At 74.6% G+C, this 15,314-nt stretch carries 14 protein-coding genes; 10 read left to right on the top strand and 4 right to left on the bottom strand.

The window, feature by feature from the left end; genetic code table 11:
- Positions 1-9 precede the first annotated feature (9 nt).
- A complete protein-coding gene (locus ACFEMC_RS14710; protein ID WP_380170319.1) occupies positions 10-1,104 on the bottom strand; it encodes a substrate-binding domain-containing protein in 1,095 nt (364 codons plus the stop codon).
- Between the two features lie 23 nt (positions 1,105-1,127).
- Between ACFEMC_RS14710 and ACFEMC_RS14705 the strand changes: the two genes are divergently transcribed.
- A complete protein-coding gene (locus tag ACFEMC_RS14705) occupies positions 1,128-1,733 on the top strand; it encodes a histidine phosphatase family protein (protein ID WP_380170318.1) in 606 nt (201 codons plus the stop codon).
- A 39-nt stretch (positions 1,734-1,772) separates the two neighbouring features.
- Positions 1,773-3,173 carry a putative bifunctional diguanylate cyclase/phosphodiesterase gene (locus tag ACFEMC_RS14700; protein ID WP_380170317.1) on the top strand — a complete coding sequence of 467 codons (1,401 nt, stop codon included), beginning with the start codon at positions 1,773-1,775 and terminating at the stop codon, positions 3,171-3,173.
- A gap of 6 nt (positions 3,174-3,179) precedes the next feature.
- Here the strand turns inward: ACFEMC_RS14700 and ACFEMC_RS14695 are convergent, their stop codons facing one another.
- Genes ACFEMC_RS14695 through ACFEMC_RS14685 form a run of 3 tightly spaced genes read right to left on the bottom strand, consistent with a single transcriptional unit; the run spans position 3,180 to position 5,307 of the window.
- Positions 3,180-3,587 (bottom strand): RidA family protein, encoded by a 408-nt coding sequence (locus ACFEMC_RS14695; protein WP_380170316.1) that lies wholly within the window; start codon positions 3,585-3,587, stop codon positions 3,180-3,182.
- On the bottom strand, positions 3,584-4,363 hold the full coding sequence (locus tag ACFEMC_RS14690) for an IclR family transcriptional regulator (protein WP_380170315.1): 780 nt from the start codon (positions 4,361-4,363) through the stop codon (positions 3,584-3,586). Before ACFEMC_RS14690 ends, ACFEMC_RS14695 begins: the two co-directional genes overlap by 4 nt.
- Positions 4,360-5,307, bottom strand: a complete 948-nt coding sequence (locus tag ACFEMC_RS14685) for a sugar kinase (protein ID WP_380170314.1) — start codon at positions 5,305-5,307, stop codon at positions 4,360-4,362. Before ACFEMC_RS14685 ends, ACFEMC_RS14690 begins: the two co-directional genes overlap by 4 nt.
- Before the next feature lie 72 nt (positions 5,308-5,379).
- Between ACFEMC_RS14685 and ACFEMC_RS14680 the strand changes: the two genes are divergently transcribed.
- The 8 genes from ACFEMC_RS14680 to ACFEMC_RS14645 all read left to right on the top strand — a co-directional run bounded on the left by ACFEMC_RS14680 (position 5,380) and on the right by ACFEMC_RS14645 (position 15,283).
- The gene (locus ACFEMC_RS14680; protein WP_380170313.1) at positions 5,380-6,651 is read left to right on the top strand and encodes an amino acid deaminase; all 1,272 of its coding nucleotides are present in this window, start codon (positions 5,380-5,382) and stop codon (positions 6,649-6,651) included.
- Between the two features lie 7 nt (positions 6,652-6,658).
- Positions 6,659-8,245 carry an amidohydrolase family protein gene (locus ACFEMC_RS14675; protein WP_380170312.1) on the top strand — a complete coding sequence of 529 codons (1,587 nt, stop codon included), beginning with the start codon at positions 6,659-6,661 and terminating at the stop codon, positions 8,243-8,245.
- Positions 8,246-8,327: 82 nt separating this feature from the next.
- Complete coding sequence (locus ACFEMC_RS14670; protein WP_380170311.1) at positions 8,328-9,005, top strand: GntR family transcriptional regulator; 678 nt, start codon at positions 8,328-8,330, stop codon at positions 9,003-9,005.
- Between the two features lie 15 nt (positions 9,006-9,020).
- Positions 9,021-10,538: an amidase gene (locus tag ACFEMC_RS14665; protein WP_380170310.1), complete on the top strand. Its 1,518-nt coding sequence runs from the start codon at positions 9,021-9,023 to the stop codon at positions 10,536-10,538.
- Positions 10,535-11,341, top strand: a complete 807-nt coding sequence (locus ACFEMC_RS14660) for a 5-oxoprolinase subunit PxpA (RefSeq protein WP_380170309.1) — start codon at positions 10,535-10,537, stop codon at positions 11,339-11,341. The genes ACFEMC_RS14665 and ACFEMC_RS14660 overlap by 4 nt, the downstream gene beginning before the upstream one ends.
- On the top strand, positions 11,338-12,735 hold the full coding sequence (locus ACFEMC_RS14655) for a cytosine permease (RefSeq protein ID WP_380170308.1): 1,398 nt from the start codon (positions 11,338-11,340) through the stop codon (positions 12,733-12,735). The genes ACFEMC_RS14660 and ACFEMC_RS14655 overlap by 4 nt, the downstream gene beginning before the upstream one ends.
- On the top strand, positions 12,732-14,234 hold the full coding sequence (locus ACFEMC_RS14650; RefSeq protein ID WP_380170307.1) for an amidase: 1,503 nt from the start codon (positions 12,732-12,734) through the stop codon (positions 14,232-14,234). The genes ACFEMC_RS14655 and ACFEMC_RS14650 overlap by 4 nt, the downstream gene beginning before the upstream one ends.
- Positions 14,231-15,283, top strand: a complete 1,053-nt coding sequence (locus tag ACFEMC_RS14645) for a formamidase (RefSeq protein WP_380170306.1) — start codon at positions 14,231-14,233, stop codon at positions 15,281-15,283. The genes ACFEMC_RS14650 and ACFEMC_RS14645 overlap by 4 nt, the downstream gene beginning before the upstream one ends.
- Positions 15,284-15,314: the final 31 nt, after the last annotated feature.

Genomic DNA, 15,314 nt, shown 5'->3' with positions numbered 1-15,314 from the left:
TCGGGGTCGTCAAGATCGATCGATCGCCCGCGATCGTTCGATCGACCGGACGCTGTGCCGTTCGACGAGGTGCGGGGCGATCTCGAGGTGCCGGCTCGGCGCGTCCGGGGCGGCCCGTCGCCACGCGAGCAGGTCGACCGCGGCCCGGCCCACCTCCCGCTTCGGCGGTGCGACCGCCGTCAGTCGCACGTCGCCGAGCCCGGCCACGACGTCGTCGTAGGCCACGACGCTCACGTCGTCCGGCACCCGCAGCCCCGCGCCCGCGAGGCGGGGGACCAGGGACAGCGCGTCGGTGTCGGAGTGCACGAGCAGCGCCGTCGCCTTCAGCCGCCGGACGGCCTCCGCCGGGTCGGGCGCCTGCGCGCCGTGGGTCGCGTCCGCGCCGTCGGAGCTCAGCAGCGGCTCGGACAGCACGGGCAGACCCAGGGAGCGCAGCGCGTCCCGGAAGCAGCCGCGCACCGTCCGCGCCGAGGGGGAGTCGTCCCGGCAGAACAGCACGATCCGCCGGTGCCCGTGCGCCCGCAGGTGCGACAGCGCCAGGTGCACCCCCGTCGCGTGGTCGCTGCGCACCGCGTCCCGTTGCGCCAGCGCCGATCCGCGGGGGGCGAACCGCTCCACGACGACGAGCGGGACCTCCGGGGGGCACATCCCCGCCACCGGGTCGGTCGCCACCTCCTCGACCGAGCGCCAGCGCGGGGCGTAGAGGACCCCGGCCAGGTCCGGCGTCCTCAGGGCCCGCCGCACCGCGGCCGCGGCCGCGGCCTGGTCCCGGGCGACCTCCAGGACGTACCGGCCACCGTGCGCGGCGACGGCCGCGTCGGCCCCGCGCAGGATCACCCCGAGGTAGCCGTTGGGCTCACCGATCGCGACGACGCGTCCGAGGGCCGGGGCGTCCGGGCGGGCCGCGCTGACGACCCCGTGCCGCCGGTGCAGCCGCCCCGCCGCCGCCAGCGCCTCGACGTCCCGGCGCACCGTGACGGCGGCCGCACCCAGCTCGGCCGCGAGGTCGGCCACCCGGGCCGTGCCGCGGGCCGCGACGAGCGCCGCGATCCGCTCCCGCCGCGCCGCTGGGCCGTCCGCGGGGCCTGCCGTCGCGTCCGTCACCGGCCGAACGCTAGCCTCCCGGAGTGTCGATCCTCGTCGTCCGCCACGGTCAGACCGCCTGGAGCCTGTCCGGTCAGCACACCGGCAGCACGGACGTGCCCCTCACGGAGGTGGGGGAGGACCAGGCCCGCCGCCTCGCCCCGGTGTTCGCCGGGCGCGACCTCGCCGCAGTCCTCGTCAGCCCCCGGCAGCGGGCCCGCCGCACCGCCGAGCTCGCCGGCCTCGCCACCGCCCCGGACGGTCTGCAGGTCGACGAGGACCTCGTGGAGTGGGACTACGGCGCCTACGAGGGACGCACGACGGACGAGATCTCCGCCGAGCTCGGCCGGACGTTCTCCGTCTGGCACGACGGCGTCCTGCCCGGGGACACGCCGGGGGAGACGGTCCACCAGGTCGCCGTCCGCGCCCGCAGCGTGCTGCGACGGGCCGAGGCCCTCGTCGGGCCCGAGGGGCGTGACGTCGTCCTCGTCGCGCACGGGCACTTCCTGCGGATCCTCCTGGCCACCTGGCTGGGCCTGTCGCCCACCGCCGGTGCCCTCTTCGCGCTCGAGGCCGGCACCTGGGGGCAGCTGGGCCACGAGCACGGCCGGCCCGTGCTCGAGCGCTGGAGCGTTCCCCCGATCGGCTGACACCGCTCAAGTCCCGGCGCGAGCTGCCGATGGGCGGGCGTGAGTCCCGCCTCCGCCGCCGCCTGGGTCATCGCCGTCCTGGTCTCGGCGGTGTCCGCGGTGGCCCTGACGGTCCTCGTGCGCCAGCGCGACCGCGTCCGCGCCGACCTCGCCCGCACCGACCCGCTCACCGGCCTGGGCAACCGCCGGGCCCTGCACGAGACCGCCGAACCCCTGCTGGAACGCGAGGGGCGGCTCGGTCTCCTGCTGCTCGACCTCGACGGGTTCAAGGACGTCAACGACACCCTCGGCCACGCCGCGGGGGACGAGGTGCTCGTCCAGGTCGCGCAGGTCCTGTCCGCCACGCTCGCCGACCGCGGCACGATCACGCGGCTGGGCGGGGACGAGTTCGCGGTCCTCGTGCCCGACCCGCAGGACGCCGAGTTGGAAGTCATCGCCAAGCGGCTGCTCGCGGCCCTGTCGGTCGGCGGACTCCACGCCGGGGTCGTGCCCATCGACCTGCAGGGCAGCATCGGCGTCGCGGTCTCCGGGCCTGACGGGCGGTCGCTGGGGGAACTGCTGCAGCGCGCGGACATCGCGATGTACGCGGCCAAGCGGTCCCGCGTCGGGGTGCTGCGCTACGACGCCGCCAGCGACCCCCACTCCACGGGCGCCCTGGAACTCCTCGGGCAGCTGCGCGGCGCCATGGACGAGGAGCAGCTGCTCCTGCACTACCAGCCCAAGGTGTCGGGGGACGGTGGGCGGCTGCTGGGTTTCGAGGCCCTCGTGCGCTGGAACCACCCCGTGCGGGGGTTGCTGCTGCCCGCCGACTTCCTGCCGTTCGTCGAACGCACCCACCTCATCCACGCCCTGACCCGCTGGGTCCTCATCACCGCGCTGCGGCAGGCCGCGACGTGGCGGGCGCAGGGACTGCAGACGTCGATGGCGGTGAACATCTCCGCCGTCAGCCTCGACACCGGCCTGCTCGGCATCGTCGAGGAGGCGCTCGCCCTCACCCGGTGGAGGCCCGCCGACCTGGTCCTGGAGATCACCGAGACGGCGATCATCCACGACCCGGTCGGCGCGCGCGCCACCGTCGCCCGGCTGCGCGAGCGCGGGGTCCGGGTCGCCGTCGACGACTTCGGCGCCGGGTCGACCAGCCTGGTGCACCTGCGCGGGCTCGCGGTCCACGAGCTGAAGATCGACCGCCAGTTCGTCAGCGAACTCGTCGCCCACCCCGAGGACGACGTGATCGTGTCCTCCGTCATCGCCCTGGCGCACAAGCTGGGCCTGGCCGTCGTCGCCGAGGGCGTGGAGACCGTCGCCGCCGCGGACCGCCTGTGCGCGTTGGGGTGCGACGAGCTGCAGGGCTTCTTCTTCGCCCGGCCGCTGCCCGCGGAGCAGGCGATGGCGTGGGCCCGCGCCGAGGGCATGGCCGGGCAGGTTCTCGAACTGGGCTGAACCCCCTCAGTCCAGGACGGCGAGCGCGTCGATCTCGACGAGCATCTCCTCGCGCGGCAGACCCGTCATGACGGTGGTGCGCGCGGGCAGGACACCCGAGGGGCAGTTCCGCCCCACGAACTCGCCGTAGGCCTCGTTCATGGCCGCGAAGTCGTCCCGGGTCGTCAGGTACACGCGGAGCATGACGACGTCCTCGAGGCTCGCCCCGCCGGCGCGCAGGACGGCCTCGACGTTGCGCAGGGTCCGCAGGGTCTGCGCCTTGACGTCGCCCGGGTGCAGGTACTCCCCGGTCGCGGGGTCGACGGGGCCCTGACCGGAGACCTGCAGGAGCGGGCCCTTGCGGACGCCCTGGGAGAACGTGTGCGCGGGGGCGGGTGCGTCGGTCGTGGAGACGGCGGTCTTGGGGTGGCTCACGGGAGTTCTCCTTGCGAAGGGGGACGGAACCCGCAGTCGCGGGCGATGTCCGCGGTGGCGGACAACAGCGGGGGCACGAGGTCCAGGACGGCCTCGTGCGGCAGGAGGACGTCGGGCACCGACAGCGACACCGCGGCGAGCACCTCGCCGCGGGGTCCGGTGACCGGGGCGGCGACGCAGTTCACGAACGTCTCGTTCTCGGCGTGGTCCTGGGCCCAGCCGCGGTCGGCCACGTGCTGCAGTTCGGCGAGGAACCGCCCCGGGTCGACGATGGTGCCCTCCGTGCGCCGCACCAGGTCCAGCGCGGCGACGACGTCGGCGCGGTCGGCGGGGGACAGTCCGGCGAGGAGGACCTTGCCGACGGCCGTGCAGTGCAGGAGGGCGTCGGACCCGATGCGCGAGGCCATCCGGACCGGAGCGTCGCGGGGTTCCAGCTTGTCGACGTAGGTCGCCCGGGCCCGCGCGCCGTGCCCGTCGAGGACGGCGACGTGGACGGTCTGCCCGACCTCGTCGCGCAGCGCCCGCAGGCGTGGCGCCGCCGTCCGCAGGACGTCGACGTGCTCGAGGGCGAGGTCGGCCAGCCGGTACAGGTGCGCCCCGAGGACGTACCGGTGGTCCGGGCCGCGGTGGACGAACCCGGTGTCCTCCAGGTCGCGCAGCAGGCGCAGCACGGTGCTCTTGTGGGTCCCCGTCGCCTCTGCCAGTCCGCCGAGCGAGCCGGTGCCGGCGGCGACGAGGTCGAGGACCTGCAGGGCCCGCAGCAGGCTCTGGCTCACAGCGGCGGCACGTCCAGCGGGCGGTCCGCGCGGACGACGAGAGCCGCTGCGGCGCAGCGGTGCCCGAAGGCGACGGCGTCGTCGACGGCGACGTCGCGCTGCCGAGCGGCGAGGTACCCGGCGGCGAACGCGTCGCCGGCGCCGACGGGTTCGACGACCTCGACGCTGAGCGCGGGGACGTGCCGGTCGGGTGCGCCCGGTTCGAGGACCAGGACGCCGTGCTCCTCCTGCTTGAGCAGGATCCGCCGCGCCCGGGGGAACAGCGCCCGAAGCCGCGCCGGGTCGTCCGTGCCGAACACCGCGCGCGCCTCGTCGGCGCCGAGGAGGAGTTCGTCGGCCGCGGCCGCCAGGTCCCGCAGCGGGGTGTCGTCCCGGTCGCGCCACAGCACCGGGCGGTGGTTCAGGTCGACCGACAGCGTCGTCCCGGTGGCGTGGACGCGGGCCGCCAGCGCGGAGCAGAACTGCGCCGCGGAGTCCGACAGGCCGGGGGTGATGCCGCTGACGTGGACGACGGCCGCGCGGTCCAGGACGGCGGTCACGGCCGGGTCGTCCAGGTCGGCGGGGGAGAGGGCGGAGGCCGCCGATCCGCTGCGGTAGTAGTGCATGCGCGAGCGCCGCGATCCGTCCGCAGCTGTCCCGGGGGCCTTCACGTACAGCCCCGTGGGCCGTGCGGGGTCGCCGGCGACGGCGCTGACGTCGATGCCTGCGGCGGTGGCCAACGCCCGCACGTGGTCGGCGAACCCGTCGTCGCCCAGGCGGGAGACCCACGCGACGTCCACGCCGAGGCGGCCGAGGGTCAGGGCCACGTTGAGTTCCGCGCCGCCGACGGTGCGCGTGAAGGTCTCGGCGTCGGCCAGGGGGACGTCCTGCGACGGGGTGAGCACGACGAGCGCCTCACCGACGCAGACGACCGCGCCCGCGGACGGGACCTTTGACCTCGGCACGGGCCGATGCTAGAACGGCGTGACGATCATGCGCAACGGCCGTTGCGCGCACTGCAACGAACGGTGGAGACCGTGGCCTACGACGCGCAGCAGCTCGGCCCCCTCGACCCCCGGTTCAAGGCCGTGCCCGTGACGGCCTGGGGCGAGGACGCCGCCGAGTTCGCTGCGCGCCGGCCCCGGTTGGACGAACTCCCCACCCCGCTCCTGACGCTCGACGCCGGAGCGCTCACCGACAACGTCGGGACGCTCGCGCGGTGGACGTCCGAGGTGGGTGTGGACCTCGCGCCGCACGGCAAGACGACGATGGCGCCGTCGCTGTGGCGCGAGCAGTTGGCCGCCGGTGCCCTCGGTCTCACGGTCGCGACGCCCTGGCAGTTGTCCGTCGCCCTGCGCGAGGGGATCGACTGGGCCCAGGCCGCCTACCCCGTCCTCGACCCCGCCGTCCTGCGGTGGCTGTCCGCACCCCGGTCCGGCCGGGTCCTCGTCTGGGCCGACGGCGTCGACGTCGTCGACCGCATGGCCCCGCACGTCCGCGACGCTGCCCAGCCCCTCGACGTCCTCGTCGAGCTCGGGGGGACCGGCGGGCGCACGGGCGCCCGGTCCCTCGACGCCGCCGTCGCCGTCGCGCGCGCCGTCCGCGGGACCCCCGGGCTCCGCCTGGCCGGCGTCGCCGGGTACGAGGGCGCCTTCGCCCACGACGCCTCCGACGCGAGCCTGGCGACCGTCCGGGCCTGGGTGGACGACCTCGCCGCACTGCACGGGCGGCTCACCGAGGAGGGCGTCTACCCCGCCGACGTCCCCGGCGGCCTCGTGGTCTCCGCCGGCGGCAGCGCCTACTACGACGTCGTCGTCGAGGGCCTCGCCCGGCTGCACGACCCGGCCGCCGGTGTCCGCGTCGTCCTGCGGTCGGGGGCCTACGTCGGCCACGACGACGGGTTCTACCGCGAGGTCACCCCCGAGAACCGCCTGCACTCCGGCGGGCTGCGTTCGGCGCTGCACGGGTGGGTCCGCGTCGTCTCCCGTCCCGAACCCGGCCTGGCGCTCGCCGACGCGGGCAAGCGCGACCTGCCGTTCGACGAGGGGCTGCCCGTCGTGCAGGCCGTCCGCCGCGGCGGCGTCGGCGACACCGAGGACCTCGCCGGGTGCACGGTCAGCGCGATGAACGACCAGCACGCCTTCGTCCGGTTCCCCGCCGACGTCGACCTGCGGGTCGGGGACGTGCTGCGGCTGGGGATCTCCCACCCCTGCACGGCCTTCGACAAGTGGGGGCTGCTGCCCGTGGTCGACGACGCGCTCGCCCCGCAACCGGTCCTCGTCGACTGGGTGCGCACGGTGTTCGGGTGAGGTCCGGGTGAACCTGGTCGTCCGGGGGGCCACGCTCGTCGACGGCACGGGGTCCCCGGCGAGACGTGGGGACGCACTGGTCGTCGACGGCCGGATCGCGGAACTCGGTGAAGTCGAGACCACCGCGGGGGCGCGCGTCCTCGACGCGACCGGCCTCGTCCTCGCGCCGGGTTTCATCGACCTGCACGCCCACTCCGACCTCGCCGTCCTCACCGATCCCGAGCACCTGGCCAAGACCACCCAGGGCGTCACGACCGAGGTCGTGGGCCAGGACGGGCTGAGCTACGCCCCCGTCGACGACGCCGCGCTGGACGTGCTGCGCGAACAGCTCGCCGGCTGGAACGGTGTGCCCGACCTCGCGTGGGACTGGCGCACCGTGGGGGAGTACCTGGACCGGGTCGACCGCGGCGCCGCCGTCAACGTCGCCTACCTCGTGCCGCAGGGGACCGTCCGGATGGTCGTCGTGGGCACGCAGGACCGGCCCGCCACCGCCGCCGAACTCGTCCGCATGCAGGACCTCGTGGCGACCGGGATGGCCGAGGGGGCCTTCGGGATGTCCAGCGGTCTGACCTACGTCCCCGGGATGTTCGCCGACACCGCCGAACTCGTCGCCCTGTGCGAGGTCGTGGCGCGGGCGGGGGGTTTCTACGCGCCACACCAGCGGTCCTACGGCCGCGGTGCGCTGGAGGCGTACGCCGAGGTCGTCGAGGTCGCGCGCCGGTCCGGGGTGGCGCTGCACCTGACGCACGCCACGATGAACTTCGCCGTCAACGCCGGCCGGGCGGGGGAGTTCCTCTCCCTCGTCGACGCGGCGCTCGCCGACGGGGTCGACGTCACCCTCGACACCTACCCGTACCTGCCCGGCTCGACGACGCTGGCCGCCGTGCTGCCCAGCTGGGCGTCGGCCGGCGGCCCCGCCGCGGTGCTGGCCCGGCTGGAGGACCCGGAGGCGTTGCGGCGCATCCGGTACGCGCTCGAGGTCGAGGGTTCCGACGGCTGCCACGGCGTCGTGGCGGAGTGGGGGACGCTGCAGGTCTCCGGCGTCCGGAACCCCGAACTGTCCGGCCTCGTCGGCGCGACGGTCGCCGAGGTCGCCGCGACCCGCGGTGCCGAGGAGTTCGACGTGTTCGTCGACGTGCTCCGCCGCGACCGCCTGGGGACCACGATCCTGCAGCACGTCGGGCACGAGGAGAACGTGCGCGCGATCATGCGGCACCCGCGGCACTGCGGCGGCAGTGACGGCCTCCTGGTGGGTGCGCGGCCGCACCCGAGGGCCTGGGGGACCTTCCCGCGCTACCTCGGGCACTACGTGCGCGAGGAAGGGGTCCTCGGCCTGGAGGAGTGCGTGGCGCACCTGACCTCCCGGCCGGCCCGCCGGCTCGGCCTGGTCGACCGTGGGGTCCTGCGCCCGGGCGCCGTCGCCGACCTGGTCCTGTTCGACCCCGCCACCGTCGCCGCCGGCGCGACCTTCGCCGAACCCCGGCGGCAGGCGGTCGGGATCCCGCACGTGCTCGTCGGGGGAGTTTCGGTCGTGGCCGACGGAGCGCGCACCGACGCGGTTCCCGGTCGGGCCCTGCGGCACCGCTCCGGCTGAGATTTGACGCGGCCGTAACGGCCGGAAACACGGCGGCAACACTCCGGTGCAAGTGTGATCACACATCACGGAGGTCAGCATCGTGGACGTCAGCGCCATCACCGTTCCCACGCTCGCGGAGGAGGTGTACGACCGGGTCCGGTCCGGCATCACGAGCGGCACCCTCCCCCCGGGGAGCAGGGTGTCGATCCGGGCCCTCGCCGACCAGCTGTCGGTGAGCGCCATGCCGGTCCGGGAAGCCCTCAAGAGGTTGCAGGCCGAGGGTTTCGTCGTCTTCGAACGGCGCAGCATCAGCGTGGTCTCCCTGACCGCGGGGGAGCTGCTCCAGGTCTTCGCCGTCCGCTCGCAGCTGGAACAACTGGCCACCGAGTGGGCCCTGACCCGACTGACCCCCGCTGACGTGCTCGACCTGCGGGACGTCCTCGCGGAGATGGCCGACGACCGCCTCGAGGACGGACGCTGGCGCGCCCTGAACCGCCGTTTCCACCAGCGCTTCTACGAGTGCGCCGGCAGCCCCTACCTGCTGGACCTCCTCCGCGGGGTCTGGGACAAGGTCGAGCCCTACATGGCCATCTACGCCTCGACGGTCGAGGACTTCGGCGAAGCGCACCGCCAGCACGTGCGGATGCTGGAGTTCATCGAGGCGAGGGACCTGCCGGCCCTGCTGGCCGAGAACGAATGGCACCTGGAGCACACCCGGCGCACGGTCGCCGAGGCCCTGCCGGACGCGCAGCCCGGGGTGCCCCGCCCACCCACCTGAACCGGAGGACACCGCATGGAACCGCGTGGACCCAGCCGTTTCGCCGAACTGACCATCGACCGCTTCCACCGCATGCTGCGGGACGGGGAGGCGACCAGCGCAGAACTCACGGCCTGGTACCTGCGGCGCATCGACGACCTGGACCGCGACGGTCCCCGCATCGGGGCCGTCGTCACCCTGAACCCCGCTGCCCTGGCCGACGCGCGGGAGGCGGACGCCCACTTCGCCCGCACCGGTGGGCTCGTGGGGCCCCTCCACGGGGTTCCCGTCGTCGTGAAGGACCAGGCCGAGACCGCGGGGATCCCCACCGCCTTCGGGTGCTCCCTGTTCGCGGACTACGTCCCCGAGCGGGACGCCACGGTCATCGCCCGGTTGCGCGCGGCCGGCGCGGTGGTGCTGGGCAAGACGGCGATGTGCGACTTCGCCGCGGGGTGGTTCTCGTTCTCCTCGCGCACGGGGTTCACGCGCAACCCCTACGACCTGGAACGGGAGACCGGCGGTTCGAGCGCGGGCACCGCCGCTGCGGTGGCCGCCGACCTCGCGCTCGTCGGGCTGGGGGAGGACACCGGGGGCTCGATCCGCCTGCCGGCCTCCTTCACGAACCTCTTCGGCCTGCGCCCCACGACCGGACTGGTCAGCCGCACCGGCTTCTCCCCCCTCGTGCACTTCCAGGACACCCCCGGCCCGATCGCGCGGACGGTGGCCGACGCCGCCGCCCTGCTCGACGTCATCGCCGGCTGGGACCCCCAGGACGAGTTCACCGCCCTCGCCGCCGGGCACCCGCACACCGGCGCGTTCGCCAACGGCCTGGACACCCGCGACCTGGCGTCCTTCCGCGTGGGGGTCCTCGAGGACGCGTTCGGCACCGGCCCGGACTCGGCCGGCACCACCGCGGTCGTGCGCGCCGCCCTGGACCGCCTGCGTGCCGAGGGGTGCGAGGTCGTCGACGGCCTGGAACTGGGCGAGCTGCGCGAGTGGGTCACCGGCACCTCGCTCTACACCACGCAGTCCAAGCAGGACCTGGCCGAGTTCCTGGCCGACCGGCCCACCGCGCCGGCCAAGACCTGGGACGAGATCGTCGCCGCGGGGGCCTTCCACCCCCTGACCGACCTCGTCGTCGACATCGCCGCCGGACCCGAGGACCCCCGGGACGACCCGGAGTACCTGCCTCGGCGGTTGCGTCAGGAGGACCTGCGCCGCAGGCTGTCCGCGCTCATGGCCGCGGCCGGCGTGGACGTCCTCGTCTACCCCACGGTCCAGGTTCCCGCCCCGACCCGCGACGACCTCGCCGCCAAGCGCTGGACGGCCCTGACGTTCCCGACGAACACCGTCCTCGCCTCGCAGTCGTCGTTGCCCGCCGCCAGCGTGCCCGTCGGCTTCACCGACGACGGGCTGCCCGTCGGCCTGGAGGTCGTCGGGCCGGTGATGAGCGAACGGTTGCTGCTGCGGTTCGCCCGTGCCTGGGAACGCGCGGTGTCCCCGCGACGAGCTCCGCAGCTCCTCGCCGAACCCGTCGGCTCGGCCGCGGGGTGAACGCCTCCGGCGCCCGGACCGTGGACCTGAACTGCGACCTGGGCGAGAGCTTCGGCGTCTACCGGTACGGAGCCGACGCCGAGGTGATGCCGCTCATCACCTCCGCGAACGTCGCGTGCGGCGCGCACGCCGGGGACCCGCGCACGATGCGCGAGAGCGTCGACCTGGCCGTCCGGCACGAGGTGGCGATCGGTGCGCACGTGGGGCTGGCCGACCGGGAGGGTTTCGGTCGCCGCGCCATCGCGGTCGGCGCGCAGGACGTCCACGACCTGACCCTGGCTCAGGTCGGTTCCCTGGACGCCTTCGTGCGGGCCGCCGGGCAGCGGATGGCGCACGTGAAGCCCCACGGCGCCCTGTACGTGATGGTCAACGACCGGCCGGACCTGGCCGAGGCGTTGTGCGCGGCGGTCGCGGCCTTCGACCCCTCCCTGGCGCTCTACGCACTGCCCGGTTCCGCACTCGTGCGAGCCGCGCGTGCCGTGGGGATCGACGTCGTCGAGGAGTTCTTCGCGGACCGCCCCTACGAGGGGAACCTCGTCCGGATGTTCGGCTGGCGACCCGACGAGCTCGGCACCCCCGCGGCGGCGGCCGAACGCACCGTCCAGCGGTTGCACGAACCCGCCCTGGCCGACGTCGGCACCGTCTGCGTGCACAGCGACAGCCCGGCCGCCGCCGACCGTCTCCTCGCCCTCCGGGGCCACCTCGCACGGGTGGGCTGGACCGTCGCGCCCCCGCGGCGACCGGACCGCCTCCCCGCTCCCACCCCTCGCCTCCTGACCACCACGAGAGGAACCTCATCGTGAGCACCAGCACCCGTGACGGCGTGGCCGTCGAGCACCACGGCCTCGAGTCCGAGTTCGAGCACGAACCCGTCCCCGTCTCCCGCCGCCGATCGCTGGGATCGGTCTCGGCCGTCTGGTTCGGCTTCCCGATGATCATCACCAACGCGATCTTCGGCGGGACGATCGTCTACGGCCTGGGGTTCTGGCGCGGCATGGCGGCCATCGTCGCCGGCAACGCCGTCCTGTTCGCCTACGTCGGAGCCCTCAGCCACATCGCCGGCCGGACGGGCAAGAACTTCGCCCTCACCGCGGCCGAGACGTTCGGGCGCAAGGGGGCACCGGTCGCCGCGGGGTTCCTGTCCACGGTGGTCATCGGCTGGTTCGCCTTCCAGACCGGCCTGACCGGCGCCACGCTGAACTCCTCGCTGGGCTGGAACGAACCGCTGATGATCGCGATCGCCGGGGTCCTCTACATCGCGGTGACCTTCATCGGCATCCGCGCGCTGACGGTCATCGGTCTGGTGGCCGCGCCCCTCTTCGTCGTGCTGGCCGTGGTGGCACTCGTCTTCGCCGCCCGGGACGGTGGGCTGTCCGGCATCACCTCCTACCAGGGGGGCGCCCCGGACGCAGGCGTCCTGAGCGTCGGGGCGGCGATCACCATCGTCGTCGCCGGGTTCGCCGACTCCGGCACGATGACCGCCGATTTCACCCGCTGGTCGCGCACCGGCCGCGAGGCGGTCCTCGCCACCTTCACCGCGTTCCCCGTCGCCAACGTCGTGTCCCTGATGGTGGGGGGCCTCATCGTGGCGGCCGGTGCCGCCGCGGCGCCGGCGGCCAACGGCGGCGACTTCCTGCCCATCCTGACCTCCCACGGCTGGGTCCTGTCCGCGCTGGCCGTCGTCTTCGTCTTCATCAACCTGGGCTCGGTGTGCACCCACTGCCTCTACAACGGCGCCGTGGGGTGGAGCCAGCTGACCGGGGGCCGCATGCGGGTCCTCACGCTCGTGCTGGGCGGTCTGGGGTTGGTCGCCGCCCTGGCCGGGGTGTGGAGCCACTTCGCGGCCTGGCTGAACCTGCTGGGCATCTTCGTGCCCCCGATCGGTGCCGTGCTGATCCTCGACCAGTTCGTCCTGCGCCGGTCGGCCCGACGGCCGCTGATGACCTTCCGGGTCCGGCCGTTCATCGCCTGGGCGGTCGGCGCGCTGGGGGCGACGCTGGTGCACTACCGGGCGCCGCACCTGTCCGAGGCCGTCGCCGGGATCGTCGTGGGTGCCCTGGCGTACCTGCTCCTGGACCTGACCACGGGGCGCCGGGCGACGGAGGCCGAGACGTCGCCGGCGTCGGCCGGCACCCCCGTCGTCGCCCCGCGCCGGCCCGCCCACCCGGCGGACACGACGGCGCAGGACCTCCCGTGAGCGGTCCCACCACGGTGCCCGACGACCTCACGCGGTTGCCGGCCACCGACGTGGCCCGCCTCGTCCGCGACCGGACGGTGTCCGCGGCCGAGGTGACCGAGGCGGCCCTCGCCCGCGTCCGGGCGCTCGACGGCACGCTGCACGCGTTCGTGGAACTGACCGCCGACGCCGCGCGGGAGCAGGCGGCGGCCGTGGACGCCGCTCTGGCCCGAGGGGAGCGCCTGGGCCCGCTGGCCGGGGTCCCGCTGGCGGTCAAGGACCTCATCGCCACCCGGGGGGTCCGCAACCGCAACGGTTCGCCGGCCTACCTCGACTTCGTGCCCGACGAGGACGACATCGTCGTGGAACGTGCCCGTGCGGCCGGCGCGGTCCTGCTGGGGCAGACCACGGTTCCCGAGTTCGGGTACAGCGCGGTCGGGCACAACCCGGTGAGCCCCACGGCGCGCAACCCGTGGAACCCCGACCTGACGCCCGGCGGTTCGAGCGCCGGTTCCGCCGTCGCCGTGGCGACCGGCATGGCGCCGCTCGCGTTCGGCAGCGACGGCGGTGGGTCCATCCGCATCCCCGCGGCCCACTGCGGGCTCTACGGGATCAAGGCCTCCATGGGGCGGGTACCGCTCTACCCCGGGACCCGCGACGAGCGGTACCCCGGGATCTCCAGCTGGGAGAACCTCGAGCACGTGGGGCCCCTGACGCGCACCGTGGCCGACGCCGCCCTGCTGCTGTCGGTGGTCGCCGGTCCCGATCCGCGTGACCGGCACTCCATCCCGTGCCTCGACGTGGACTGGACCGCGGCCGCCGCGGAGGGGACCGCCGGCGACCTCGCCGGGCTGCGCGTGGCCTACAGCGCCGACCTCGGGCACCTCGCCGTCGACCCCCGCGTGCGGGAGGTCGTCGAGCGGGCCGTCCGCGTCGTCGCCGACCTGGGCGCCCACGTCGAGGAGGCGGACCCCGACCTGGGGGACCTCGGCGACGCGTTCTGGACGATGGTCGCGGCCGAGACCGACCTGCGGGGCCTGCGCGCCCTCGCCCGCCAGCACCCCGACACGTCCCCGCACCTCGTGGAACTGCTGGAGCGGCCGTGGACGGCGGAGGACTTCACCGACGCGCTCGTCACGCGCAAACGTGTCGCCAACCGCATGTGGAGGTTCATGGCCGGCTACGACCTGCTGCTGACCCCCACGCTCGCCGTCCCGCCGTTCGGACTGGGCGTCCAGGGACCCACGGTCATCGACGGACGCGCCGTCGCCGACAACGCCTGGCTGGGTTTCGTCAACCCCATGAACATGACCGGGCAACCGGCCGCCAGCGTCCCGGCCGGCTTCACCTCCGACGGACTGCCCGTCGGTCTGCAGGTCGTGGGCCCCCACCTCGGTGACGCCGCCGTGCTGCGCGCCTCGGCCGCGGTGGAGGCCGCGGCTCCGTGGGCCCAGCACTGGCCGGCGCTGGTCGAGCGCACCGGTGGACCCACCGCGGCGGCGGCAGGGGTCCTGCGGTGACCGGTCTCGACGGACTGAACCCCTCGCCGGGCGCGCTGGTGGTCGGCCTGGTCCAGGCCGCCGTCCCGACCATCGCCCGGACCGGGGACCTCCAGGTCCAGGCCGACCGCCTGGCCGACCTGCTGCGTCGGGCCAAGCGGGGCATGCCCACCCTGGACCTCGTCGTCTTCCCCGAGTACAGCCTCAACGGCCTGGACCCCGAGACGTTCCTCGACGACGCCCTGCTGGTCGACCGGGACGGCCCCGAGGTGACCGCCTTGCGCGCCGCGTGCGCCGAGGTCGGGGTGTGGGGGTGCTTCTCCCTCATGGAGCGGAACCCCGGTGGGGCACCCTGGAACTCCGGGATCGTCGTCGACGACACGGGCGCGGACCGGCTCTACTACCGCAAGCTGCACCCCTGGGTCCCGATGGAGCCCTGGCAACCGGGTGACCTGGGGATCCCCGTCTGCGAGGGGCCCGCGGGTTCCCGCCTGGCGCTCGTCATCTGCCACGACGGGATGCTGCCCGAGGTGGCGCGGGAGGCCGCCTACCGCGGGGCCAACGTCATCCTGCGCACCGCCGGCTACACCCACCCCATCGCCCAGTCGTGGCGCATCACCAACCAGGCCAACGCCTTCCACAACCTCGCCTACACCGTCTCCGTCTGCATGGCCGGTCCCGACCCCAACGGTGTCTGGTCCCAGGGCGCGGCGATGGTGTGCGACGTGGACGGGACGGTCCTCGTCGAGGGGGACGCGACGCCCGACCGGCTCGTCACCGCGGAGGTCGTCCCGTCCCGTGCGGACGACGCGCGCCGGGGCTGGGGCGTGGAGAACAACATCTACCAGCTCGGCCACCGCGGGTACGTCGCCGTCGAGGGCGGAGCGCGCGACAATCCCTACACCTGGGTCGACGACCTGGCGGCCGGTTCCTACCGGGTCCCCTGGGAGGAGGAGGTCCTGCACGTCGACGGCACCCGGGCCGGTTGGCCACCTCCCGACCTGGTGCGCGCCCGGGCCCAGCCGGGCGGAGGGAACTCGCCGTCCGCCACGGGACCCGCCGGCGGCTGACCGGGGGACGTCCAGGGCGGGTCGTCCCCAG

It is taken from the genome of Kineococcus sp. DHX-1, assembly GCF_042473625.1.
Classification (GTDB): Bacteria; Actinomycetota; Actinomycetes; order Actinomycetales; family Kineococcaceae; genus Kineococcus.
This window is presented reverse-complemented; position numbering and strand designations above follow the sequence as displayed.